The organism is Clostridium zeae (assembly GCF_017312485.1).
In the GTDB taxonomy this organism is placed as follows: domain Bacteria; phylum Bacillota; class Clostridia; order Clostridiales; family Clostridiaceae; genus Clostridium_AR; species Clostridium_AR zeae.
Genome location: NZ_BMBA01000009.1, coordinates 103,784 through 128,547 on the forward strand (window position 1 = coordinate 103,784; position 24,764 = coordinate 128,547).

The 24,764-nt window shown below is 30.9% G+C and carries 24 protein-coding genes and 1 riboswitch; of the genes, 15 read left to right on the top strand and 9 right to left on the bottom strand.

All coding sequences use genetic code 11. The features are described from left to right. The first annotated feature begins 3 nt into the window (after positions 1 to 3). The 6 genes from rsmA (at position 4) to J3477_RS23230 (ending at position 5,503) form a co-directional block, all read left to right on the top strand. Positions 4 to 855: a 16S rRNA (adenine(1518)-N(6)/adenine(1519)-N(6))-dimethyltransferase RsmA gene (gene rsmA / locus J3477_RS23205; protein ID WP_206872620.1), complete on the top strand. Its 852-nt coding sequence runs from the start codon at positions 4 to 6 to the stop codon at positions 853 to 855. A 391-nt stretch (positions 856 to 1,246) separates the two neighbouring features. Continuing rightward, a complete protein-coding gene (locus J3477_RS23210; protein WP_206872621.1) occupies positions 1,247 to 2,557 on the top strand; it encodes a DUF7922 domain-containing protein in 1,311 nt (436 codons plus the stop codon). Positions 2,558 to 2,697: 140 nt separating this feature from the next. Next, positions 2,698 to 3,282, top strand: a complete 585-nt coding sequence (locus J3477_RS23215; RefSeq protein ID WP_206872622.1) for a hypothetical protein — start codon at positions 2,698 to 2,700, stop codon at positions 3,280 to 3,282. A 161-nt stretch (positions 3,283 to 3,443) separates the two neighbouring features. After that, a complete protein-coding gene (locus J3477_RS23220; RefSeq protein ID WP_308483214.1) occupies positions 3,444 to 4,277 on the top strand; it encodes a YhfM domain-containing protein in 834 nt (277 codons plus the stop codon). A 17-nt stretch (positions 4,278 to 4,294) separates the two neighbouring features. Beyond that, the gene (locus J3477_RS23225) at positions 4,295 to 5,137 is read left to right on the top strand and encodes an Mrp/NBP35 family ATP-binding protein (RefSeq protein WP_206872623.1); all 843 of its coding nucleotides are present in this window, start codon (positions 4,295 to 4,297) and stop codon (positions 5,135 to 5,137) included. Between the two features lie 177 nt (positions 5,138 to 5,314). Next, a complete protein-coding gene (locus tag J3477_RS23230; RefSeq protein WP_206872624.1) occupies positions 5,315 to 5,503 on the top strand; it encodes a ferredoxin in 189 nt (62 codons plus the stop codon). A gap of 48 nt (positions 5,504 to 5,551) precedes the next feature. On the opposite strand, the gene J3477_RS23235 is transcribed toward J3477_RS23230, so the two are convergent. The 5 genes from J3477_RS23235 to J3477_RS23255 all read right to left on the bottom strand — a co-directional run bounded on the left by J3477_RS23235 (position 5,552) and on the right by J3477_RS23255 (position 8,569). Beyond that, the gene (locus tag J3477_RS23235) at positions 5,552 to 5,842 is read right to left on the bottom strand and encodes an MTH1187 family thiamine-binding protein (protein ID WP_206872625.1); all 291 of its coding nucleotides are present in this window, start codon (positions 5,840 to 5,842) and stop codon (positions 5,552 to 5,554) included. A gap of 12 nt (positions 5,843 to 5,854) precedes the next feature. Beyond that, the gene (gene thiT / locus J3477_RS23240) at positions 5,855 to 6,559 is read right to left on the bottom strand and encodes an energy-coupled thiamine transporter ThiT (protein ID WP_206872626.1); all 705 of its coding nucleotides are present in this window, start codon (positions 6,557 to 6,559) and stop codon (positions 5,855 to 5,857) included. Between the two features lie 77 nt (positions 6,560 to 6,636). After that, positions 6,637 to 6,738: riboswitch (TPP riboswitch) on the bottom strand. Positions 6,739 to 6,767: 29 nt separating this feature from the next. Continuing rightward, positions 6,768 to 6,977 (bottom strand): hypothetical protein, encoded by a 210-nt coding sequence (locus tag J3477_RS23245; protein WP_206872627.1) that lies wholly within the window; start codon positions 6,975 to 6,977, stop codon positions 6,768 to 6,770. A 288-nt stretch (positions 6,978 to 7,265) separates the two neighbouring features. Next, positions 7,266 to 7,718: a PadR family transcriptional regulator gene (locus tag J3477_RS23250; RefSeq protein WP_206872628.1), complete on the bottom strand. Its 453-nt coding sequence runs from the start codon at positions 7,716 to 7,718 to the stop codon at positions 7,266 to 7,268. An 8-nt stretch (positions 7,719 to 7,726) separates the two neighbouring features. Next, a complete protein-coding gene (locus tag J3477_RS23255; protein WP_206872629.1) occupies positions 7,727 to 8,569 on the bottom strand; it encodes a DegV family protein in 843 nt (280 codons plus the stop codon). A gap of 252 nt (positions 8,570 to 8,821) precedes the next feature. Between J3477_RS23255 and J3477_RS23260 the strand changes: the two genes are divergently transcribed. Beyond that, positions 8,822 to 9,934: a sensor domain-containing diguanylate cyclase gene (locus J3477_RS23260; RefSeq protein ID WP_206872630.1), complete on the top strand. Its 1,113-nt coding sequence runs from the start codon at positions 8,822 to 8,824 to the stop codon at positions 9,932 to 9,934. A 174-nt stretch (positions 9,935 to 10,108) separates the two neighbouring features. Here the strand turns inward: J3477_RS23260 and J3477_RS23265 are convergent, their stop codons facing one another. Then, on the bottom strand, positions 10,109 to 11,137 hold the full coding sequence (locus J3477_RS23265) for a DUF3048 domain-containing protein (protein WP_206872631.1): 1,029 nt from the start codon (positions 11,135 to 11,137) through the stop codon (positions 10,109 to 10,111). 308 nt (positions 11,138 to 11,445) lie between these two features. Between J3477_RS23265 and J3477_RS23270 the strand changes: the two genes are divergently transcribed. The 4 genes from J3477_RS23270 to nrdG all read left to right on the top strand — a co-directional run bounded on the left by J3477_RS23270 (position 11,446) and on the right by nrdG (position 16,025). Next, on the top strand, positions 11,446 to 13,566 hold the full coding sequence (locus J3477_RS23270) for an anaerobic ribonucleoside triphosphate reductase (protein ID WP_206872632.1): 2,121 nt from the start codon (positions 11,446 to 11,448) through the stop codon (positions 13,564 to 13,566). Positions 13,567 to 13,774: 208 nt separating this feature from the next. Beyond that, a complete protein-coding gene (locus tag J3477_RS23275) occupies positions 13,775 to 14,515 on the top strand; it encodes an NADPH-dependent oxidoreductase (RefSeq protein WP_206872633.1) in 741 nt (246 codons plus the stop codon). A gap of 320 nt (positions 14,516 to 14,835) precedes the next feature. Then, the gene (locus tag J3477_RS23280) at positions 14,836 to 15,483 is read left to right on the top strand and encodes an HD domain-containing protein (RefSeq protein WP_206872634.1); all 648 of its coding nucleotides are present in this window, start codon (positions 14,836 to 14,838) and stop codon (positions 15,481 to 15,483) included. Between the two features lie 32 nt (positions 15,484 to 15,515). Beyond that, positions 15,516 to 16,025: an anaerobic ribonucleoside-triphosphate reductase activating protein gene (gene nrdG, locus J3477_RS23285; protein ID WP_206872635.1), complete on the top strand. Its 510-nt coding sequence runs from the start codon at positions 15,516 to 15,518 to the stop codon at positions 16,023 to 16,025. Between the two features lie 99 nt (positions 16,026 to 16,124). Here nrdG and J3477_RS23290 read toward each other — a convergent pair whose 3' ends face one another. Next, on the bottom strand, positions 16,125 to 17,024 hold the full coding sequence (locus tag J3477_RS23290; RefSeq protein WP_206872636.1) for an alpha/beta fold hydrolase: 900 nt from the start codon (positions 17,022 to 17,024) through the stop codon (positions 16,125 to 16,127). A 276-nt stretch (positions 17,025 to 17,300) separates the two neighbouring features. Here J3477_RS23290 and J3477_RS23295 point away from each other — a divergent pair, with 276 nt between their 5' ends. Then, on the top strand, positions 17,301 to 18,128 hold the full coding sequence (locus tag J3477_RS23295) for a VanW family protein (RefSeq protein ID WP_206872637.1): 828 nt from the start codon (positions 17,301 to 17,303) through the stop codon (positions 18,126 to 18,128). 169 nt (positions 18,129 to 18,297) lie between these two features. Then, the gene (locus tag J3477_RS23300; RefSeq protein WP_206872638.1) at positions 18,298 to 19,782 is read left to right on the top strand and encodes a leucyl aminopeptidase; all 1,485 of its coding nucleotides are present in this window, start codon (positions 18,298 to 18,300) and stop codon (positions 19,780 to 19,782) included. A gap of 137 nt (positions 19,783 to 19,919) precedes the next feature. On the opposite strand, the gene J3477_RS23305 is transcribed toward J3477_RS23300, so the two are convergent. Then, a complete protein-coding gene (locus J3477_RS23305; RefSeq protein ID WP_206872639.1) occupies positions 19,920 to 21,038 on the bottom strand; it encodes a DUF5667 domain-containing protein in 1,119 nt (372 codons plus the stop codon). Positions 21,039 to 21,436: 398 nt separating this feature from the next. Here J3477_RS23305 and J3477_RS23310 point away from each other — a divergent pair, with 398 nt between their 5' ends. Further along, complete coding sequence (locus J3477_RS23310; protein WP_206872640.1) at positions 21,437 to 22,105, top strand: sigma factor; 669 nt, start codon at positions 21,437 to 21,439, stop codon at positions 22,103 to 22,105. Positions 22,106 to 22,112: 7 nt separating this feature from the next. Beyond that, on the top strand, positions 22,113 to 23,012 hold the full coding sequence (locus J3477_RS23315; RefSeq protein WP_206872641.1) for an anti-sigma factor domain-containing protein: 900 nt from the start codon (positions 22,113 to 22,115) through the stop codon (positions 23,010 to 23,012). A gap of 115 nt (positions 23,013 to 23,127) precedes the next feature. Here the strand turns inward: J3477_RS23315 and asnS are convergent, their stop codons facing one another. Beyond that, positions 23,128 to 24,519: an asparagine--tRNA ligase gene (asnS, locus tag J3477_RS23320; protein ID WP_206872642.1), complete on the bottom strand. Its 1,392-nt coding sequence runs from the start codon at positions 24,517 to 24,519 to the stop codon at positions 23,128 to 23,130. Between the last annotated feature and the right edge of the window lie 245 nt (positions 24,520 to 24,764).

The following is a 24,764-nucleotide window of genomic DNA, read 5'->3' on the forward strand; positions in this document are numbered from 1 at the left end:
TTTATGGATATAAAAGATATAAAGACACAAGAATTAGTGAAAAAGTATAATTTTAAGTTTACTAAAAGTTTAGGACAAAACTTTCTTGTAGATGATTCAGTGTTACAGGACATTGTTGATGGAGCTGAAATAACTGAGGATGACTTAGTTATAGAAATAGGTCCAGGAGTTGGGACTCTAACAGCAGAACTTCTTAAAAAGGCAAAGAAGGTAATTGCAATAGAGCTAGATGATGAACTAGTACCGATACTACAAAATGAACTTGGAGATAACCCAAAGTTTCAGTTAATTCATAAAGATGCATTAAAAGTTGATTTTAATGAGTTGATAGGTGAAGAGAAGAGTGTAAAGCTTGTAGCGAATCTTCCGTATTATGTTACTACTCCAATTATTGTAAGACTTTTGAATGAAGGGTACAACTTTAAATCTCTAACAATAATGATTCAGAAAGAGGTTGCAGAAAGAATAAACTCAGAACCTAATTGTAAAGAATATGGTTCTATATCTGTTCTTGTGCAATACTATTGCGATACAAGGATAGTAAGATATGTTTCACCTAATTGCTTTATTCCAAGGCCGAAGGTTGAATCAATAGTTATAAGGTTAGATAGACTTGAAAAACCTAGAGTAGATTTGAAAAGCGAAAAACTATTTTTTGAGGTGGTAAGAGGTTCATTTAATATGAGAAGAAAGACCTTATGGAATACTGTTAAAAGTGTAGGTCTATCAAAAGAGCATATGGAAAAGGCATTTGAAAATAGTGGAATAGACCCTAAAAGAAGAGGCGAAACTTTAAGTATTGCTGAATTTGCAGCGCTTAGTGATTCAATATATGAAGAAAAAAATAATAGTTAAGAGATATGTATACATAAAAATGCTTAATTAAGCTTTAAGCGTGCTAATACAAATAAATTACTTAATCTTTTAGAAAAACCCTGTTATAGAACAGAGGTTTTTTACTGTATAGAAAGATATATGATTTTCAAACTGGGTAAATACAGACATTTAAGTGGTTTTAGAAGTTTTTTATGGCTATACAGTAAAAAAATAAAACTTATTCGCCTGCCAAATTTTCCTCATATCCATTCGGAAAGGCAGATGCGCAAAAAAAGCTCGCTGAAGAAGGTCGCCTCAGCGACTTTTTTCTTTTTAAAATGGGACAACTGTATAGAAGCCTTTTCAATCATATTATAAGACTTTGCACATATAATATAAGGAATAAATATAATGTGGAGGGACTATTAAGTTGTCACACGGAAAATTATATAGGAGTTTTATTATACTTCAAGAAGATGAAAGAGGTCATTCTGTATCATCTGATAAGCCTTTGTCAGGCTATGCAAAGATTGAGGCTAAAAATGATAAATGCAAGATAACCTTCTATGCGCAGAACTTAAAAAAAGATAATGGGAAGTTGTGCATGATCCTTATCTGTTCAAAGAAAGATAATAAGCAATTAATAAACTTAGGACCTGTGAACATATCTGAACAAGGTAAGGCTGAGACAAGTTGTGAGTATTTAGCAAATGATGTTGGTGGAGCAGGAATATTATTTGATAAAGTCTCAGGAGCAGCTCTTGCAAAAGAAATGGATGGAAAGTTGGCCTTTGTACTAGGTGGGTTTATGAATGGGGAGTCTCCAAGTGATGATTGGAAAACCTATAAATTGATCAATGCAAAGATTAAGACAGAAATGAAAGTAGAAGAAAAAGTAGAACAAAAGGTAGAAGTAAAAGAAAGTAGTAAAGATGAACATCATCATAAAGATGAACATAAAAAAATTGAGTACGAGCAAGATAAAAAAGTTAAAGTAAAAATCAAAGAAGAAGTAGAAGGAATGTTACAGCAACCGATTTTAGAAGAAATTAAAGAAGACCCTAGAAAACCAGAAATAGTTCTACAAGAAGATAAGGTAGTTGTTGAAGAAGTTGATAAAAAGTTAGAAGTAGAAGAAGAAGTAAATAGAGTTGAAGATGAAACTAATGGAAGTACGCTAAAGGATGAGTCTGTAGAGAATTACTTAGATAAAATAAACGATAGAGAAGATCAAGAAGATTCTACTGACCATAAATTTGATGAATATGAAAGATCTATTGTTGACGTAAAAGAAAGCGATGAAGATATAGAAAACAGCTTCGAGATAAGAGGTAGTATAGGAGAGTTCTTCCAAGGTGTTGTTCAGGACTTTGAAGAGGTTGGTGGATTCAGAGACATAAAGTACTGTAAGTGGTACAAGGTTCCAGTGAAGGATTTAGACGTTATGTGCAACATATCAAACTACAATAAATACACAGTAGTATATTATCCTATGATAAATTATTATCCATACATCAAAAAATATGGATACTTTATGACTGGATTTAAATGTGATGATGAGGGTAGAGTTAAGTACTTGGTTTATGCAGTACCTGGAACTAAAGATAAGTTAGAGCAACCATATGGCGGTAAGTCAGGATTCGTAACTTGGATGCCTTATTCTAAAAAGGGTAAGGATTATGGTTATTGGCTAATGTTCTATGATTTTAAAAATTCCATGATAGTTGTACCAATGAAATAGAATCAAGGTGGTGTAGTTTGATAAACTGCTTATAACAAATAAGTGTAATAGTTTATCTTTTCACCACCTTAATTTTGTAATAAAAGGCTTGTACCTATAATATACTAAAGTATAAAATGCTATATTACAGGGGGTAAAAAGTGAAAGCGTTTATGAACAAAAAGCAATTGGGAGTTATGCTGATTCTCATAAGTCTTATGGCAGTACTTTTTGTAGTCCAAATAGGGTTTAATGATAGATTGAGGATAGTGTCTTTAATGAACAGTAATATAACTGATTTCAAAAAATACTCAATAAATGATGGGAAGTATCAGTATAAATTGCCTAGCGAGTGGGTTGCAGAACAGAAATCGTATCCAGGAAATTATATAATTTACTCCAATAACTTTAAAAATGATGAATTAGGGGTAATAGGATATGCTCAACTATTAAACTCAAAAGAAAACTTGGACAAGATATCTGGAGAAGATAAAGCTAGGCTGAATAATGAAAAAATATTAGACTATAAGATAGTAAGTACAAAGATAAAAGACAAAGAATGCAGAAAGATTGACTATAAGGAAAAACTAAATCAAGGAAAACTAGTATACCACAATACATACTATGTTAGTGAAGCAAACGGAATAGTTTTCAAGGTGGATTTTAGCATAGGACAAGATAAATATAAGGAAAGTTTAAATTCTGTATTTGATGTTATTGTAGAGAGTTTTATCCAGAATAAATAATGCAACGATATAAATTAATGGTTGAGTTAGTAACCCTATAGTATTATAATTTAAGTTAGAGTAAGTTAGGAGAAGTATAAAACTTCTCCTTTATGTATTGTTCTTAGTTTGAGAATGAATTTAATTATAATTATTATATCTATAAGGGAGTTTGGTACAAAGTGAATAGTAGAAAGAGCATTATTTTATTAATGATATTTGTTTTAGTGTCAGCGTTATTTGTATCATGCGGTGTAACTGAAGCAATACAAAGTAAATTTGGAAATAAAAATAAAGATTTCGAATATATAAAACAAAATAAAGTTGATAAAATAGTTATTCAGAGCACTAGAGATACCGGATTTAGATTTGTTGTAACAGACAAAAGTACCATATCAGAGATATATGATTTATTATCTTCTGCAAAAGCAGTAAATGAAAAATCCACTCTTGCGCCAGATTATGTATTTGAGATGCAAATGGGAAAGGAAGTAAAGAAATTTAATTATGTTGTTGGTATATATGACAAGAAAACTGGCAACTTTTATGATGATAAATCTATATACGTAGTTCCAAAGCGATTAGATAATGATATAATACAAAACTTATCTTTTATAAGAAAGCCTAGAGAATTTGAAAATGTTTATTATTCTTCTATATTAGAGGTTATAAAAAAGAGTAAGGATGGGTTGATGAAAGATGATGGAAGCGTAGGTATAGATATTTCTGATGATAGAGACTGTGCACAGTACATATTATCTACTGATTTGGAGCAGTTCAAAAGAGATATAAAATCTATAATTTCAAATGGTGAGTTGGTAGATAAAAACTCAGATAAGTTTAATGTAATAATTAGCGTTAAGAATCAAGGATATAAGACTAAAACATTTAAAACTATAGTAACTATAACAAATAAAAAAGATAATTCTCAAACTAATTACTATGTAGATTGTAAGTATGATGATTTTAATGCATGGCAAATAAACGTATTAGATAAAAAACCAGATACTTGGTAAAAATGGAGGTACTATAATTGGGAGATTGTTCAACATGTTCAAGTAAAGATAAATGTTCAAGTGCTAAAAGCGGTACAAATGTATGCGTTAAGGTTATGCCTAAATATGGAAATATTAAAAATATAATTGGTGTTATAAGTGGAAAAGGCGGAGTAGGGAAATCTACTGTTACTGGTATAATGGCTACTCATTTGAGAAAAAAGGGGTATAAAGTTGGAGTGTTAGATGCTGATATAACAGGGCCATCAATGCCAAGATTCTTTGGGATCAATGAAAAGAGAGCACAAATGATACCATTAGATGATAATAACAATTTTAAGTTTATTCCTGTTGAAACAGAGATGGGGATAAAGGTAATATCAATGAATTTGCTTACAGCTGAAGAAGCTCAGCCTGTTATATGGAGGGGCCCTGTAGTAACTGGAGTTTTAAATCAGATGTACACTGATACTGTATGGGATGATTTAGACTATTTGCTGATAGATATGCCACCAGGAACTGGTGACATAGCTCTTACGGTAATGCAAAGTTTTCCTATATCAGAAATTGTGGTTGTATCAACTCCTCAAGATATGGTTTCAATGATCGTTAAGAAGGTTGTTATCATGGCTGAAAAAGTTGGGGTACAAATAAAAGGCGTTGTAGAAAATATGTCTTACATAGAATGCGATGGATGCGGTACAAAGATGAGAGTATTTTCTAAAAAATCTGCAGAAGAGCATGCAGAGTACTTAGGTCTGCCACTTATATGTGAGTTACCGATAAATGTTGATTTAACTGAGGCTTTAGAAGAAGGAAAAGCAGAAGGTTATGTAGCTGATAATGCTTTATATGAGTTGTTATTTTCAGCACTATATTAATTCTTGGCGTAAGCTCATTAAAGCATCGGATGGTTAACCAATTAATTTCAACACAAGTCTTTAATTAAGCTATTATATAGAGCTTCAAGTTTTATTGCTAATTTATCATTTAATAGACATAAAATGAAACCTTTAGGAGATAATATAGATGTTAATTATTTTTGAGGAGGAAGTTTTATGAGAGCTGAAGTTGATAAGGATACTTGTATTGGATGTGGACTTTGTCCATCTATTTGTCCAGAGGTTTTTGATATGGAGGATGATGGAAAAGCTGCTGCAGTAAATCCTGATGTTCCTACAGAAGTAGAGGATTCAGCTAAGGAAGCTGAAGAAGGCTGCCCTGTAAATGCAATTGCAGTAGAATAAGTGTTATATTGAAAAGGCAGTGCTTTTTAGCACTGCCTTTTTACTGCATTACCTATGATTTTTTAGTTTTTCATCAATTGAAATACCGCCATATTTTTCATCAAATCTAACTACGGTTACTACACGTTCTATTCCTAAGTCAAAGGGTATTTTGTGAGCTTTTTTTACTACTTCAAATACTTTGTCAAATTCACCTTCAATGGTTGTACTCATGGCACCTATTTCATATTTTAAGCCTGAGTGCTCTATATACTCAATTACCTTATCTACTACTTTATACATCTCATCTTCATTTACACATGGAATTAAGGGCATTACTGCGATATCTGCTATAACCATATTAATACCTCGTTAATATGAGCTTAGAGAAGCTTGTTTAACAAGCCTTTCAACTGGTAGAAAATAAAGTATTATAATACAGATGATTGCCTCTGCACCCATTATTAATCCATTCACAGTTAAAGAATATATCCATACAGATGTACCAGCAGGTGCATATTCACCAAAGAATACAACTCCAGATATAAAGTGGCATAAGAACCTTCCGAAAATTGCAACTATGCATGCTAACAATTTTGTGCTTGAACCTAGAGCCTTACTGTTTTTAAAGAAACCGGATAAACCAAGAGCGGTAAAAGCTAAAGGATAATCAAATAGTAATTGTACTGGATGAACAATATAAGGATCAGTAAGAAGATTTATTAGACCATATAAAAATCCAGTTAACAGTCCAACGGATGGACCATAAATTAGCCCGACAAGTATTATAGGAATCATGCTTCCTGGAGTAACACTACCACCTTGTGGAAAATGATACAGTTTAAGTGCTTGTAGAATAGTAGCTAGAGCAAGTGCTAAAGCGATTCTTGCTATAAGTTTTGCATCAAATTTAATTTTCCTTGATGCTGCAAAAACTCCTATCAATATTGCACAACCTAATAAGGCTATAACATTCATAGGATTTGTAAAGATATCTACTACATTTTTTGGCAGACTGCCAAATTTAGCTAGCCCTTCAAAAAAGTCTTTGATAATTTGATTAAAGTAATTAATCATAATAATCCCCCTTTTAGTGATTAAGGAGCGAAAAGTGAGAGAAAAAAACCGTATTCCAGAACTGGAATACGGTTGATATACTATCAATAACGCTTTCCTACGCTGGTATTATCCAGATCAGGTATGAGGGTTAATGAACGAAGTCATCTCTCAGCCTTAAGGCACCCCTAGCACACTGTTTTAATTTAGGATTATTATACTCCAAATTTTAGAAAAAATCAATTTGTTTATTGCTGTTAGACTTATCATGGGAGAATGAATTTATATCAACAGAATTTCTCATAGTTATGGGTATATCAACGGTATCACCAACTTTAACATTTTGAGACAGTCGAGATACATCTAGGTCTATAGTGCTGCCATCTTCTAAAGATATGAAGGCATCGGTTTTGTTCATGTCTAAAACTTTTCCTTTCAAAAGATCACCTCTTTACTAAATTTATATACATTAAAAAACCTTTTTATAAACACTAGTCTTTACTTTTAATAAATATTTATACTGAAAAAATCATTTAATTCTAATAGCTCAGGCATATAGCGTCTACTGTATAACCAATTAATTTCAACAATATTCTTAAACATAGCCTTATCTAATTGAATTATAAATTTATAAAGAATAAAAAAGTAAGACTTATAAAAGCCTTACTTTTTTTATTTTGACGAAAAATCAGTACATAAAGTTGAGAGTCTGATTTTATAAATACTTCTAGTATAAATCAGAATAAATTATTTTAAAGACATCTAATGCTTCTTCTATCTTAATTTTTAGGAGAGATTTTCTGTTATTAAATTCTTTGAAACCTGTATCTGTAAGAGTGTAAATTTTCATAAATTTTTTCTTAGGATCATCCCATTCGCCGAGTATAAGATCTTCTTTTTCAAACTTCTTTAGTAAAGGATATATTCCGCCAGTGCTAGGAACCCATAAGCCGTTAGTTCTTTCTCCTATTTTATGAGATATATCATTTCCATTTGTAGGAGCTAAACTTAATATATAAAGAACGTATATTGGGAGAAGACCTTTAGTGAGTACTTGTCCTACGGCCTCTTTTTCTTTTTGAACTTTTTTTAGCTCATTGAGCTTTTGTTTATATTCCTCATACAGGCGTTTTTCTTCAGCTTTTATATCTTCTATGTTACTAAATTTAAATTCGTCCACTATAATGACTAATCCCTTTGTATAGCAAGGCCTAAGAGTCCAGGTCCGGCGTGTACCCCTAATGCTGGCCCGATAGTTGATATACTTATATGAGTTATATTTGGTAAATCCTTTACAACTTCAAAGAAAGCTTTTGCTTCATCTAATGCACCACCTTGTAGTATCCAAACCTTACATTTAGCGACACTTAGATGCTCATCTAATATTTCTCTTAACTTACCTATAGCTTGCTTTCTACCTCTTGCCTTAGAATGAGTGAAATAAATACCATCATCATTTATAGAAATTATTGGTTTTATGTTTAACATTTCGCCTATAGTTCCAGAAACCTTTCCAATTCTTCCACCTTTTTTTAAGTAATCTAAGGTGTTAAGTGTAAAATAACCATCAGTTTTCTCTCTAATTTTTGGTAGAACTTCGATTATATCTTCAAAAGTACTACCTGATTCTATCATCTCTGCAGCTATTAAAGCTATAGAACCTTGAGGCATACTTAATGTCTTAGAATCAAAGATATATGTTTTTAGATTTGGATGATTTTCAGCTATTATTCTTAAACTATTTGCAGTGCCAGAAAGCCCTGATGATATACTTATAGATATAGCATGTGTATATCCTTGAGCTTCAATTTGGTTCAAGGTATTTTCTATATATTGTCCATCAGGAAGTGATGTTTTTGGTATTTCTTTTTCAAGAGATAGATATAACTCTTCTGGGGTTATTTCTAGCCTGTCTAGGTAATCATTATCTTTATATATAATTCTTAAAGGTAAAAAAAACATATTATATTTATTTAAAACTTCAGTATCTAAATCACAGCCACTATCAGTAATTAAAGCTATTTTTTGCAAGGTATATTCCTCCTCAGATCTATTATGATTAAATTATATCACAAGTGATAACTATATCAATACTGATATAGTTGAAGAAAAAAAATTGCTCATTTGGATATTAGACATATATCGCTTTGAATAAGTATTAAATTATTCAATCAGATATTTAAAAAAAATAAAAAATTAATTATAATTATAGGAGCAGGTTGTACGTAAAGCTAATTATAATTTTAAGTTTTTTATATTGAGTTTATTTTTGAGGTGAAGATTTTGAAAAAAGATTTTCTGATATATATAGTATTGTCTTTTCAATTATTTTTTATAATATTTCTTATTATAAGAAATATTAAACTGAAAAATAATATTATGCAGATAGAAGAAATAAAGAAAGAAATATATAGTATGGGAAAAAAGATAAGCACTACTGATAGTCGAGGTTTAGTGTATGAAATTATGCTGGACTCAGCAATGTCTATAATTAGCAAAGCTAATAGAGGCAGTGTGCTAGTATTAGAAGAAGATGATTATTTTCACTATAGGGCTATTAAAGGATATCCCAAAGATCTATTTAACATGAAGATAAAAAGAGAAGATGTGTATCTTTATAAGTATAATAGACTAGCAGATATTTGTATTCTTAAAATGCCATTCAATGACAAAGAAGATATATTCAATGATAGTATATCTAGTGAAATTCAGTTATTAGAGAAGGGAACTAATATCAAAAGTGTTTTATTTTCACCTATTTATATAGATAATGAAGTCGTAGCTATAGTGAATTTAGATAGTACTGCACCTGATGCCTTGTTTAACAAAGCTGATATCAGCAAAATGAAATATATAAATCATGAACTTGAGCTTGCTCTTAAAAATTTCCTATCTCAAGAGCAGCTCAGATATATAGCAACGCATGATGAGCTTACAAATCTTTATAATAGAAGGAGTTTCAAAGACTACTTTAGTAGAGAAATTCTAGAGATACAAAGAAAAAAACATATATCACAGGTGGCTCTTATAGATTTAGATGATTTTAAGTTTATCAATGACAATTATGGCCATAGTGAGGGGGACAAGGCACTTATAATAATGTCTGATGCTTTAAGGGTTAACTTGAATAACAATGACCTCTATGCCAGAATGTCAGGAGATGAATTTGTAATACTTTTTAGAAATAGTACACATAAGCAGGCTATAGAGAAAATCATGAGCATAAAAGATTACTTACTAAGAAACTGTACAGAAAAGAATCGCATAGATTTTAGTTACGGATTAGTTCAGATAGATGGCGTAAATAATTTAAGTATAGATGCAATTCTGTCTATAGCAGATAGAAATATGTATGAAGACAAAAGAGAGAAGAAGTGCAAAAATGAGTGTACGTAAGCAATTTTATATATCTAGAAATATTTTTAAGTGATAAAAGATAGTATATGTATTTATAATAAAAAAGTTGACGAATATGTAGTTCGTCAACTTTTTTATAGTATAGGAAAGTACCAAATTTATTTCATGTAGATTTGCAAAGACAGATATTGAAAAAGGTTTCCTTAGGGATTTTTAATTATAAGCTGGTGTGACTGAGTTATCAATTATATGCCATATTGTGTTACCTTTTGATAAATAAACTTTATTGCCATCCTCAGTGGTCAGTTCAGTTTGGGTATTAGAAGTACTTCTTGACCAGAGAATTTTTTCAACTTTACCATTGGAAAATAAATACCCAGAGCCTTTTCCAATCATAGCTATATCTAAATGTAGATTATCAGATTGAATCTTTATAGGGGTTTGTTGTACAACTATATTGGAAAAAGTAAGAGGTAAATTATTATTTTTATCGATAGATTTGACGCCATCCATATACTTCTCATATTTACCGTTAACAAACTTATAATTAGTTACATAGAAATTATTCAGTTTTAAGTTTACTACAGTTGCATTAGATAAATCTTTATTTTTCCAAAAGGAATTGTCAAAAGAAAGATTTGATGCTATATCTGCTTTTATATTTTTAGAAGTTATATACTTACGTATCTTGTCAGCAGAAGTATATAGATTATGAGGAGCTTTTCTAGAGGTATCTCTATAAAAATATGACCCGTTGACTATTTCATTTATGCTCTTTATAGAAGAGTCAGTTTTTATAGTTGATAAAGCTTCATCGCTTCCTCCGCAATGGGCAAAAGGTAAGTTATATTCCTCAGCAATAGATAAGAAGTAAGGCCTGGCACTCCTTATAGGACCAATCTGTTTAGGGGTGTTCTTGTGAAATAATGCTATGAATCTTGGTATTCCACCTTCAGCCATAGTCTCAAATATGATATCGGCCTCACTTAAACCGCTCTGAGGCCTTGCATCTTTTGAATTCTCTATTATGGCCATAAAAGGAATATTAGATTTCTCTGTTTCAGTTAATTTTTCGCCAGTATAGCAACAATCATTTGTAACAGTATCGTTGCTTGAAACGTCAATTACAGGTGGAGATTCTCTTTTAAAAGGTTTAGTGGAACTAGATTTCGTATCAGTGTAACTGCAACCTACTATAGAAATACATAATAACAAGGGTATAATAAAAGTGATTTTTTTCATGAACTCACCTCCTCAATTTAATGTGGTTAGCATATAAGCTTGTACATTATATTTAAATATATATGCGACAACCTATTAATATTATTAAAACTTAGACGAAAATCAAAAATAGTGATATTAATTTGCCAGTATTTTCTTAAATATTCCTAATGTCAACATTAGAAATACTGTAAAAAAGTTTAAAAATAAGAGATATAATGACGTATACTTTGCTATTATTAAGATAAAGTTTAATTTAGAATTGCCTTTAAATTTCTAGTGAAGTATAATAAGTCAGTACAAGATATAGTGTAATGGGGGTCGTCGATGTGCTAGATGTTGTGAAGCGCGATGGAAGAAGGGTTGGCTTCAATGCTCAAAAGATAGGGAAAGCTATTAAGGGAGCAGCAGAAGAAATTGGTCAAAGTTTAAAAGAGAGTCAAGTAATTGATACCATTCAAAAGGTGATCAATTATATCGAAATGTCTGGAAAATCAAATGTCACTGTAGAAGAAATTCAAAACTTAGTTGAAAAGGCTTTAAGTGATAATGGATTTAAGAATATAGCGCAAGCATATTCAACTTACAGAAACGAAAGAACTAAAGTCAGAGAAATAAAATCAGACTTAATGAGAGCAATTGGGAAAATTGGAGTTGAAACAGATAGAGATAATGCAAATGTAGGAAATAATTTCTCATCAAAGCTACTTAGAATAGCGTCGGAATCAAATAAGTGGCATAACCTTGCCTCAATGCCGAAGCATTTGGCAAAAGCTCATGAAAATGGTGATGTTTATTATCATGATTTAGACAGTTATAATTTGACTACAAACTGCTTACATATACCAACTAAAGAAATATTAGAAAATGGTTTTAACACTGGATATGGAACCATTAATAATCCAAGAAGAATAGAGACAGCAGCAGAGCTTTCTTGCATATTGCTTCAGTCAACTCAAAATGATATGTTTGGAGGACAATCACATCCTGATTTTGATAATGACATGTCAATATTTGTTGAACCAACTAGGCAAGAAATTAAGGAAGAGCTTATAGAGTATGGAATAGAAGGAGAGAAACTTGAAAAACTTGTAGACACGAAGCTTAGAGAAAGAGTTCATCAAGCTATGCAAGGTGTTGTATATAATTTAAATACAATGCATTCTCGTGCAGGTTCTCAGGTGCCATTCTCATCTATTAATCTAGGAATTCCTTATAATGAAGATGCTGCACTTGTATGTGAAATATTCTTACTTGAATATGAGAAGGGGTTAGGAAAAGGAGAGCAACCTATATTCCCTAACATAATTTTTAGAGTTAAAGAAGGGGTTAATAGGGAAAAAGAAGATCCTTATTTCTATCTTTTTGAATTAGCATGTAGAGTAGCTGCTAAAAGAATGAATCCTACATTTATGAATATAGATGCAGATTTTAACAAAGAGTATTACGATAAGGGATATATGCCTGCAACAATGGGATGTAGAACATATCTTATGAATAATATAAATGGTGATCATGGTTGTAAGGGAAGAGGTAATATTGCCCCTACAACAATAAATCTGCCAAGAATAGGACTACAAGCAAAAGGAAACGTTGATAAATTCTTCGAAATACTTCAAAGTAGAATGGAACTTGCTAAAGAATCTCTAATGCATAGATACTCAGTTCTTAAAAACTTAAGAGTTAAAGATCTTCCATTTGTAGCAGGTCAAGGACTTATGAAAGGATCAGAGGGCTTAAGTCCAGATGATAATATTGAACCGATTCTAAAACAAGGAACTTGGGTTTTAGGATTCATAGGACTTGCTGAAACTTTAATTGCTTTAGTTGGAAAGCATCATGGTGAAGATGAAGCTACAACAGAACTAGGTATTAAAATAGTATCATATATCAGAGAATATACTGATAGGCTAAAAGAAGAGACTCACCTTAATTGGAGCTGTTACGCTACTCCGGCAGAAGGATTAAGCGGAAAGTTCATAAAGCAAGACCAAAAGATATTTGGGATAGTTAAAGGGGTTACTGATAAGGAGTATTATACAAACAGTTATCATGTGCCAGTAGGATTCCCTATATCAATAATAGATAAGATAAAGATAGAAGCGCCATACCATAAGATTTGTAATGGTGGACATATATCATATCTTGAAGTAGATGGAACTCCTGATGGAGAAGCTATAATGAATATACTTAACTATGCATATAAGAACACCAACATTAGTTACTTAGGCATAAACTTCCATATAAGATATTGTAAGAACTGTGGAACTTATCTAAATAATGGCGAGTCAAAGTGCACAAGTTGTGGAAGTCATGATATACAAGGTGTTTCAAGAGTTACAGGTTACTTAAGCCTTGATGAAAGATTTGGTCCAGGAAAGTATGAGGAGAGAGAAGACAGAGTTACTCATACTGAGAATCATAAGCATAATTACTTTATAGAAAAATAAAAATTTTGATATAAGGTTCAAAAAGATAATATTTGTAGATTTTGATTAATAGAGAAGTCATGCATGTAAGGATATGTATTCCTATATATGCATGACTTCTATTTTAATAGGAAAATTTTATTCGTTTTATAATATAATAGATTGTTTACAATTTAATTTTGTTGATATATAATATTAGTAGACAATAATTATCTGAAGAGGTGTAAATATGAACGAAACTATAAATATAATAAAACAACATAGATCAATAAGACAGTACTTGGATAAGGATATATCGGAAGAATTAGTTGATGAAGTACTCAAAGCTGCTCAGGCTATGCCAAATTCTATCAATGGGCAACAGACATCAATTATTGTAGTTAGAGATAAGGAAAAGAAAAAGAAACTTTCCGAAGTGACTGGTAATCAAGTGTATGTAGATAAAGCGCCAGTATTTTTAGTATTTGTAATGGACTTTTATAAAACGAATTTAGGTGCTGAGAAGCATGGAAGAAAGCAGGTTATCCACGAAAGTGTTGAAGGCACTGCAGCAGGCGTATTTGATGCTGGTATAGCTATGGGAGCAGCAATTATAGCAGCTGAGTCATTAGGGCTATCAGTAGTTCCTATTGGTGGTATAAGAAGAAATCCAGAAGAGGTTATAGATCTTTTGGAGCTACCTGAATTTACTTACCCAGTATGTGGATTAGTTCTAGGGTATGCAGACAATCAATCTAAACAAAAACCTAGATTGCCATTTGAAACATTTAAGCATATAGATAGATATAATAAAGAAGTATTAAGAACTAAGATAGATGAGTATGATGAGTATATGGAAAAATATCTTAAAGAAATAGGAAGAGAGCAGGAAGGTAATTGGAGTGATTTAACTTCTTCTTTATATCAAACTGTCTATTATCCTAAGGTTAAGGATACTATGGCTCAACAAGGATTTAAGAATGATAAATAGTATTAGATAAGTAGCTAATTTGTGAAAAATAATATATAGACTATTAGATCTTTCTAACATGCATTTGGAAATGCATATATTTAAAAACTCGCTTAAGCGAGTTTTTATTTTTTAATAAATTATAATCTAGATAAATCTAAAGATAATTAAGTTTTGTTATAGGAAAAAATTATTTAGCTGTTGGCATATGTTTTAATTAGCAATATATATTATAATTTAGTATGTAGTAATAATTGATGTTTATTATTTTTATATTATCAAGGTTAAGAGCAAAGGTTTTTACACAATACTAAATTTCCTGATAAAAATGGAGGTAAGTAATGACGCAAATAATACAAAAAACTGCAGAAATGCTAGAAAAAAAGTTCAGTGGTGAGGGAAGTGGCCATGATTGGTGGCATATATATAGAGTTTGGCAGAATGCTAAAAATATAGCGGCGTTTGAGAAATGCGATAAAGACATTGTTGAATTAGCTGCATTGCTACATGATATCGCTGATTGGAAGTTTAATGATGGAGATGAAAAGGCAGGTAGTAGAGCTGCGAAGTTATGGCTCGAAGGGTTAGATGTAGATTCGGAGACTATAGTTAAAGTATGTTATATTATAGATAATGTAACCTTTAAAGGAGCGAAAGTTGTTGGTCAAATGAATTCCATTGAAGGTATGATAGTCCAAGATGCAGATAGATTAGATGCTATAGGGGCTATAGGAGTTGGAAGAGCTTTCGCTTATGGCGGATTTAAAGGAAGAGAGATGTACAATCCTAATGTAAGATATGAAATGCACGATAGTTTTGATGCATATAAGAATAGTGAAAGTAACACTCTAAACCATTTTTACGAAAAGCTTCTTCTGCTAAAAGATATGATGAATACAGAACGTGGAAAAGTGCTAGCAGATGAAAGACATAAGTTTATGCAGCTATTTTTAGATCAATTTTACAAAGAGTGGAATGGAGAGCTATAGTGCTCAAAAAAAGTTGAGGTGTTGATTTAGTAATGGAAGATAATATGATAAGGCTTTCAGGTATAATACATGAAAGTTTAGTAAATGGTCCAGGAATAAGAAGAGTTTTCTTTTCTCAGGGATGTAAACATAATTGTAAGGAGTGCTTTAATCCAGAAACCCATAACTTCGATGGTGGAGAGCTAAGAAACATGGATGAGCTTATAGAAGATCTTAAAAGCAATCCAATAATAACCGGTGTAACCTTTAGTGGTGGCGATCCTTTTGAGCAAGCAGATAAGTTTTCTTATATGGCGCAAAAAATAAAAGCTCTAGGACTTAATATATGGTGCTATACTGGCTATAAGTTTGAATACATATTAAGCAACCTAAAAGATAATGAAGCCTGGGATAGGCTTATAAATAATATAGATGTATTGGTTGATGGAAGATTTGAGATAACATTAAGAGATGAAAGTATAAAATATAGAGGTTCATCAAATCAACGAGTTATAGATGTTAAGAGTTCACTGAGTGGTGACGAAATTATAACTTTATATTAGCATAATTAAATAAGCTAAAATATGCATAAAGAAACCATTTTATTTGAATGGTTTCTTTACTTTAAAGGAAATTATAAAATTTTATTATTAGTGATTGTACTAACTTGACATAAATGAGAGAAGTTCATTTACAAATAAATCTTCTGATTCTGCAAATGGCATATGTCCACAATTAGATATTATAGACAACTTGCTGTCTTTGATTTCATCATTAAAGGTATAGGCATTGTCTACAGGTAAAACATTATCTTTAGCACCCCAAATTATTAAGGTTTTAGAGTGTATATCCTTCAACCTATCTTTTAAATTATCAATGGATTTACAATTATTCAATAACTTTTGTACTGTGTTACTATCTAATTGTCTATTATAGTATAAATTTTTTTCAAAGGTATCATAGTTGATATATTTAAGATTATTAAAGTTGAGACTATACATAGCAAGCTGAGGAAAATAAGTTAGCATTCCTGCTTTTATTATGAATTTTGGAGGATTAATATGAATATGTTCTCCAAGACCAGTGCTATCTACTAGTATAAGTTTATCGATAGAATCTTGATGATTAAGCGCCATCAATAGTGCGATGCCACCACCCATGGAATGACCTAATACAGAGAATTTCTTGTATCCTAGGTTATTCATTAGGTCCTTACATAACTTGGCGACAGTATTTGTATTATAATCTAAGTCATCTCTTTTATCTGACAATCCAAAGCCTATTAAATCCACTGAAACTACTCTATATTTATCTGATAGCCTTTTTGCTAAACTATTATAATCATCAGAAGATGAGAATAATCCGTGTATTAATAATATAGGTGGGTTACTTTGGTTCCCAGTGATTTTATAATTTATATTTACATTATCTATTTTAGCAATGTTATTTGGTATCGCTTCAAGAGAATTATCAATTATGAATGTTTGAAGATAATTTATGGCAAGAATTAATATAAGCGATAATATAATAATTAGACTAATTGATTTTAACCAACGTTTCATCAAGTATCCTCCTGAGTAATAATTAAAAATGAAAATTCATGTATATGTACTAGATAGTACTGTTTAATAACGCATTAGAACTATATCATATAAAGTTAGTATAAGCTAATTATACCAAATTTATATGATGTAGTTAAATAATCGTCTAAATATGGGATAAGCTTAAAATTAATTGGAATATAAAGTAAAATAGTATATGATTAACATAACAGAACTTTTTATGAAATGATACGTATTAATTCTTGTAAGTATATTGAAGAGAGGTTATAAATTAAAATGGGTAGAAGGTTATTTTGTGAGATAAGTCCTTTAACATATAGAATTTCCGTATGTAAAGAACAAATTAAAAGGTATATTAAATGGTGGTTTGGTGGACAAATATATGCAAAGGAAAAAAGTTATAGTAAACTTCCAGTATTGGTATATGAACATAAGTCATTAATAAGGAGAAAGCTTGGTAACGTTGATCAGACGTTACAAGAAAATAAGGCAACCAATTTAATGCTGACAACTCCAAAAATTGATAGTGTCTTGATAAAGCCTGGGGAGACATTTTCATTTTGGAAGCTTGTAGGGAAATGCACTAAAGCAAAAGGCTATTTAGAAGGACTTACTATAAATAATAGCGGTACAAGCAGTGGAGTAGGTGGAGGAATGTGCCAATTTACAAATCTGATACATTGGATGGTTCTTCATAGTGATCTTACTATAGTAGAGCATCATCATCATAATGAATTCGATCTATTCCCAGACTATAATAGAGCTCTTCCTTTTGGGACAGGTACATCTATAGTATACAATTACCTTGATTATCAAGTTAAAAATAACACCAACAACACTTATCAAATAATAACATATACTACAGATACTCATTTATGTGGGGAATTAAGATGCCTACATGAGCAGCAATATTCGTATCATATAGTTGAAAAAGAAGCGCACTTTTCTATAGAAGGTAATGATTATTATAGGAATAACAAAGTGTTTAGGAGAATAATTAATAAAATTGATGGTAACATAATTGAAGAGAGATTGCTAATAAAAAATCATTCAAAGGTTATGTACGATAGTAAGTATATAGACAGCGAATTAATTAAACGATAAAATTATTTTATATTAAAATCTGCTACAACTATCTATAATTATCTATTTATGGTATATTATTAAGTAATAATGATTCAATATAGATGATTATAATAATCTTAATTATAATTAAGGAAGCAAGTTTTGTATTTAAAAAGTAAACTTATTATCAAGAAAGAGGTGTAAAGCAATGAATATTGGATTTAAAAAATTTGGATGCACTGATGGTGAGGCAGCTATAATTTCTCTTTTTGAAGATAGATTACAGACTCCTAATAGTGATGTAAATACTATATTAGAATATGCTAAAAACAAAGGAAGCTTTTTAGGAAAATTCGGTGAAATATATAACTTCGTTAGAACAATAGATGGCAAAACTCAGGATATGGTTTTAGTTGGCTTGGGAAAAGAAGAAGCTATCGATGGAGAAAAAATTAGAAGAGCTATAGGAAAAGCTTTAAAGAAAGCTACAGAACTAAAAAATAAGAAAGTATTCATGAGACTTATAGATACGGACAAAGTTGAATTAAACTTAGTGGTAAAAGCCATGGTTGAGGGCGCTGGACTTAGCTCATATAAATTTAATAAGTACAAGAGTGAAAAAAATGATGATAAAGACCAAAGAGAATTTGAATTCTCAATTGGAAGTCCAAACATAGATGATATTAAAGCATTAGATGTAGACAAATTTATAGAAGAAGCTAAGGTGCTTGTAGAAACAACAATATTAGCAAGAGATCTTGTAAACGAGCCTGCAAACACAATCTATCCTGAGACTTTAGCTGAAGAAGCTGTAAAAGCTGGAGTTAAATATGGGTTCGAGACTGAGGTTCTTGAAAAAGAACAAATATGTGATCTGAAAATGGAGGCTTTTTTATCTGTTGCTAGAGGTTCAAAGAAAAAACCAAGACTTATAGTAATGAGATATTTTGGAGATAATCAAAATAAAAACAATGTCCTTGGATTAGTTGGAAAAGGACTAACATATGATTCTGGTGGATATTCATTAAAACCAAATGATGGAATGGTAACAATGAAATCAGATATGGGCGGTGCTGCGGCAGTTATAGGTGCAATAAGTGCAATAGCAAAATGTAAGCTTAAAATTAATGTAATTGCTGTGGTAGCTGCATGCGAAAATATGATATCAGGTAAAGCCTATAAACCTGGTGACATAATTGGATCTATGGCTGGCAAGACAATAGAAGTTTTAAATACTGATGCAGAAGGAAGACTAACTTTAGCAGATGCAGTTACTTATATAATAAGAAAAGAAAATGCAACTGAAGTTATAGATTTAGCCACTCTTACTGGGGCTGCTTTAGTAGCTCTTGGAACTACAACAACAGCAGTGGTAACTAACAAGGATAGTTTTTATGAAGAGCTTGTTAAGGCGTCAAAGGTGTCAGGCGAGAAGGTTTGGCAGCTTCCTGCATTTGAGGACTATAAAAAATTGATAAAGTCTGATATTGCTGATCTTAAGAATATAGGTGGAAGAAATGCAGGAACAATAACTGCAGGACTTTTCATAGGAGAATTCGTGGAAGATAAGCCATGGCTTCATCTTGATATAGCAGGAACTGCATGGACTGATACTGCAGATGATTACTCTATAAAGGGTGGAACTGGTGCTGGAGTAAGAATTCTATATGAATTAGCAAAAGCTAGGGCTTAGCATAGAAAAGCCGCTAAAGAAGGTTACTTTAGCGGCTTTTTATTTTGAGCGTATTTATAGAATTATTTTTTGTGTATTTGTGTATTTGTAGAATTATCTTGGTAGTTAATATTAATTGACCTTATTTTAGAGTTACTTTAATTATCTTTTTTGCTTTTTTCATTTGAGTGCTCATTTTTTCTTATTTCTTGATCTGAACCTTTAGTTTCTTTTTTTTCACTAGCTTCTGTTTTCTTTACTTCAGAAGTAGAGCTTTTCTTGGAGTCAGTAGTTTTTTGAGCTGTTGCAGCAGGTGCTCTAACAGCTGAAGTAGAAGTAATTGCTGTGTTAGAAGATCCTTCAGTGCTTGTGCTACTATTTGAAGATCCTGATTCTGTAGCTGGTGTAGTTGTTGCATCATCTGAATCAGTTTCTTTAGTTGTAGTATCAGAACCCTTACCTACTTTTGCTTGATGTACAACTGATTGCTTATTTGCCTTTGCTGTCTCAAGAGCAGTTTGTTTTTGTGTAAATGTATCAGTAGCTACGTTTAATACTTCCTGTGCCTTTGCTATTGCATCAGAATCACCAGATTTAGTAGCATCTTTTAAAGCTTTATTAGCTTCATTTACTTGCTTTCTAGCAGTGTTAAGATCATGTATAGCAGATACCATTTGCTTAACTGCTTCTTTTTTTTGTTTTTGCATTTCAATTACTGTAGATAATTTATCTTGATCTTCATCAGAAATTTGATCTTTTATTGAATCAAGAATTTCAATAGAATCTGAATCAGTATCTTCAATAGATTTATCTGCTGAATCAATTGAAGATATTTCTTTGTCTAGTTCTGATGTACTAGCAGAAGTGTCATTAGTGTCGGAAGCTGTAGTATCTGAATCAGGGGAAGATTTGGTGATATTTGTATTAGTAATAATTTCTTCTGCCTCTGCTTGTGTCTTTGAAGTCACATCTTCTAAACCTTCTAGAGATATTGAAACCAAGTTTTTCTTATCTTTTTCTAGAAGTGTTTGAATTTCTCCTAGTCTTTCCTTTTGGATTTCTAATAATTTTTGTATTTTTTTATTAGGATCTTTCGTGAATCTTAGTTGTATATTCTCTATAGCCTTATCTAAAGGATAGAATATGCTATCTGGTGTTAATCCAGCGTAAGATTTATAATCCGTAGTCTTGTTAGTTGTAGTATCTGCTGCAAAAGCTGGAACAGAAAATGATAATGAAAACATTAATGATAAACCTAAGATATATTTTTTCTTCATGAGTAATCCTCCTCTTATTTTCAAATAATATTATTTAAGACTAAATTTTAATAAAAGTAATTATTTTGCTAGCAATTAGCCTTGCATATTAATTTACGACACATAAAAAAGCTTTAGGGGGGTAAGTAATTGCCCCCTTAAAAATCAAAGTTCTTACGTATAAATAAGTATAGAACTCTTGAAATTTGAGAATATTTTTTAGTATTACTCAATTGTGAAGTTGAAATTTACAAGTAATTTGAATTAATAAGCTATAATATTATAGGGCTCCTAGCTCATGTGGTGATTCATACATTGTCGAAAATATTCATAATTTAATATTTTCGACAATGTATATGTGAAGCTTTCATATAGGAACTCTTTAAAAATTATGAACTCAAGCAGGATGGTGAAAAACTATGAAGGAAGAGTTTTTGATTGAAGATAAGAATAGATTTATAGAAGAAAACTTAGGTTTCGTATATAAAACTGCTTCTTTTATATGTAAAAAGCAGTTAGATAGGAAAAATGATGAAGAGTTTAGTATAGCCATAGAGGCTTTTAACAAGGCATGTGATAATTTTTCTAAAGAAAAAGGGAATTTTTTCTCTTACGCTAAAATAGTAATGCGAAATTCTTTAATTGATTTTTTTAGAAGTTCTAAAAATATTCCTATTTTATATTTTGAGGAAGAAGAAGGCATGAAAGATATAGATAATACTATATCTTTAGATAAATTTGATAGAGAGCAAGAACAAAAAAGCAGAGTGGAAGAGATAAATTTATATAAAGAAAAGTTGGAAGAATTTAAAATAAATTTCTATGAGCTTTCTAAAAGCTCACCTAACCATAAGGATACTCGAGAAGATGTGCTTAATGCAGCACTAATATGCTCTAGGAATGAAGAAATAATGAATATCTTATACGAAACAAAAAAGTTACCTATAGTACGAATTATTGAACTTACAGGCAGAAATAGAAAGTTTATAGAAAAGTGGAGAAAATATATGATATCATTAATAATTCTACTTTCTAGTAATGAATACATATACCTCAAATCCTATTTAAATATAAGAAGGAAGGAGTAGTAGTATAATGAAAAAGAATGGAGTAGTTGTTGAAACAAAAGGAAGTAAAGTCATATTGCTAACTGAGACTGGAGAGTTTGCACTTGTAAAAGCTTCTAATATTTTACCTATAAAGGGTGAAATCTACGAAGGTAATATTGTTAGTAGTAATAGTACAATAAAAAGACTTGCAGTTCTAGCTGCAACCTTCCTAATGATATTTACATTTGGAATAGTAGATTATTATAAGCCTGTAAAAGCAGTCGAATTAGATGCAAATTCAAGAATATTAATACAAGCTAATCGTTGGAATAGAGTTGTTAAAGTTGAAGTAGATGATGAAAATTTTAAAGCTGTAGTAGATAAGGTTAAGCTTAATAATATGATTTTAGCTGATGCTGTAAAAGAGATTGTAAGTGAAGCTAAGAATGAGAAGTTGATAGATTCATATTCGGATATAAATATAACGCCAGTTAAGGGGAAAGTTGATATAGCACAAGTTACTGAAGATATAAATGAATTGAAAAAACTTGAGATAAGAGAAGATAAGGGCAAGAAGAAAGATCAACAAAAAAATCAGAATGATAACAACAACAATGTAAATGAAGATAAGAATTCTATAAATAATAAAACTGAAAATAAAGAAAGTAAACCTTCAAATGATGAAAATAAAAAATCTACTAACGAAGTAGATAAAGGCAATAATACAAATGTTGATGGGAATAAAAAAAATAATGATAACAATAAAAATAATGATAACAATAGAAGCAACAATTCAAATCAATCAAATGAAGAAATAAAAAAAAATAATGGAAATTCAGACAACAAAACTAGTAAAAATACAAATGAAAATAAGTCTAATGGCAATGGGAATAAAAGCAAAAAAGAAAATAATAAATCTTACTTAAAGGCAAATGTAAGTGAATAATTACAATACCCAGCAGAAATCCTGCTGGGTATTGTGATTATCATAAATCTCATAATGAAATTTGTTTTATTAATTCATATCTCACAATTGAGAATTGAGTTTATAGTTATTTATTTTAAAAATCCGCTTGCCCTGTAGTTCTTGGGAAAGGAATTACATCTCTTATATTTGACATACCAGTGATGTACATTATTAATCTTTCAAATCCTAAACCGAAACCTGAGTGAACAGTTTCACCATATTTTCTTAATTCAAGATACCACCAATAATCCTCTTTGTTAAGTCCAAGTTCTTCAAGTCTTGCTTCGAGCATTTGAAGTCTTTCTTCTCTTTGGCTTCCCCCTATGATTTCACCGATGCCAGGAACTAGACAGTCCATTGCAGCAACTGTTTTTCCATCTTCGTTTAATCTCATATAAAAAGCTTTAATTTCTTTAGGATAATTAGTTACAAACACAGGCTTTTTGAATATTTCTTCAGTTAAATATCTTTCATGCTCAGTCTGTAAGTCTATACCCCACTCTACAGGATAATCAAATTCTTTTCCTGAATTCTTAAGTAATTCAACTGCTTCTGTATAAGTAACTTTTCCAAAGTCAGAACTGATTATATGATCTAATCTATCTTTTAATCCTTTGTCTATGAATTGGTTAAAGAAGTCAATTTCTTCAGGACATTCATCCATAACATATTTTATAACATATTTAAGCATTTGTTCTGCTAATTCCATGTCATCTTGAAGATTAGCAAAAGCCATTTCAGGTTCTATCATCCAGAACTCAGCGGCATGTCTTGCTGTATTTGAGTTTTCCGCTCTAAATGTAGGTCCAAAAGTATATATATTTCTGAAAGCTAAAGCGTAAGATTCTCCATTTAGCTGACCTGATACAGTAAGATTAGCTTCTTTTCCGAAAAAGTCCTCGCTGAAATCAATGGTTCCTTCTTTAGTTTTTGGAATGTTGTTTAAATCCATAGTAGTTAATTTAAACATTTCTCCAGCGCCTTCACAATCACTACCAGTTATTATTGGAGTGTGAACATAGACAAAACTTTGATCTTGGAAGAACTTATGTATTGCATAAGCCGCTACAGAACGAACTCTAAAAACAGCTGAAAATGCATTACTTCTAGGTCTTAAATGAGCTATTGTTCTTAAATATTCAAAAGTATGTCTCTTTTTTTGTAGAGGATAATCAGAAGAGGACATTCCCTCTATTATTATCTCTTCAGCTTGTATTTCAAAAGGCTGTTTTGCATCAGGTGTTGGCACTAATTTACCTATAACGGAGATTGATGAACTTATCGGTAGCTTAGATACATCCTTGAAATTCGTAATCTTATTATCAAATACCACTTGAACATTTTTGAAGAATGAGCCATCATTAACTTCTATAAACCCAAAAGCATTTGATGCTCTTAATGTTCTTATCCAACCTGAAATTTTTACACTTTTTTCAATATGCTCTTCTGTGCTTCTGTATAGAGCTCTAACTAATGTAGTGTCCATTATATGACCTCACTTTCTAAATTATATTATTTACGTTTCTAATGTATTTTATAGGTATAGTTTACATTTAAGACTAAAATAAAAAAACCTATCAATCCATTAGTATGGACGAAAGGCTATATTTCCACGGTACCATCTAATTTGTCACAATAGATGACTTTGCATACAGCACGATAGTGCTTTTAATATAACGGTTTTAACCGGTTAAGCCTAGTAATTTTAACACTTAAACCCTTAAATCATAT

Bases quoted from the DNA above. Each gene is read 5' to 3' on its own strand.
- asnS (WP_206872642.1), bottom strand. From the start codon at position 24,519: ATGGACACTACATTAGTTAGAGCTCTATACAGAAGCACAGAAGAGCAT.
- J3477_RS23295 (WP_206872637.1), top strand. From the start codon at position 17,301: ATGGGTAGAAGGTTATTTTGTGAGATAAGTCCTTTAACATATAGAATT.
- J3477_RS23265 (WP_206872631.1), bottom strand. From the start codon at position 11,137: ATGAAAAAAATCACTTTTATTATACCCTTGTTATTATGTATTTCTATA.
- thiT (WP_206872626.1), bottom strand. From the start codon at position 6,559: ATGATTAATTACTTTAATCAAATTATCAAAGACTTTTTTGAAGGGCTA.
- rsmA (WP_206872620.1), top strand. From the start codon at position 4: ATGGATATAAAAGATATAAAGACACAAGAATTAGTGAAAAAGTATAAT.
- J3477_RS23305 (WP_206872639.1), bottom strand. From the start codon at position 21,038: ATGAAGAAAAAATATATCTTAGGTTTATCATTAATGTTTTCATTATCA.
- J3477_RS23235 (WP_206872625.1), bottom strand. From the start codon at position 5,842: ATGGTTATAGCAGATATCGCAGTAATGCCCTTAATTCCATGTGTAAAT.
- nrdG (WP_206872635.1), top strand. From the start codon at position 15,516: ATGGAAGATAATATGATAAGGCTTTCAGGTATAATACATGAAAGTTTA.
- J3477_RS23315 (WP_206872641.1), top strand. From the start codon at position 22,113: ATGAAAAAGAATGGAGTAGTTGTTGAAACAAAAGGAAGTAAAGTCATA.
- J3477_RS23290 (WP_206872636.1), bottom strand. From the start codon at position 17,024: ATGAAACGTTGGTTAAAATCAATTAGTCTAATTATTATATTATCGCTT.
- J3477_RS23280 (WP_206872634.1), top strand. From the start codon at position 14,836: ATGACGCAAATAATACAAAAAACTGCAGAAATGCTAGAAAAAAAGTTC.
- J3477_RS23275 (WP_206872633.1), top strand. From the start codon at position 13,775: ATGAACGAAACTATAAATATAATAAAACAACATAGATCAATAAGACAG.
- J3477_RS23300 (WP_206872638.1), top strand. From the start codon at position 18,298: ATGAATATTGGATTTAAAAAATTTGGATGCACTGATGGTGAGGCAGCT.
- J3477_RS23230 (WP_206872624.1), top strand. From the start codon at position 5,315: ATGAGAGCTGAAGTTGATAAGGATACTTGTATTGGATGTGGACTTTGT.
- J3477_RS23310 (WP_206872640.1), top strand. From the start codon at position 21,437: ATGAAGGAAGAGTTTTTGATTGAAGATAAGAATAGATTTATAGAAGAA.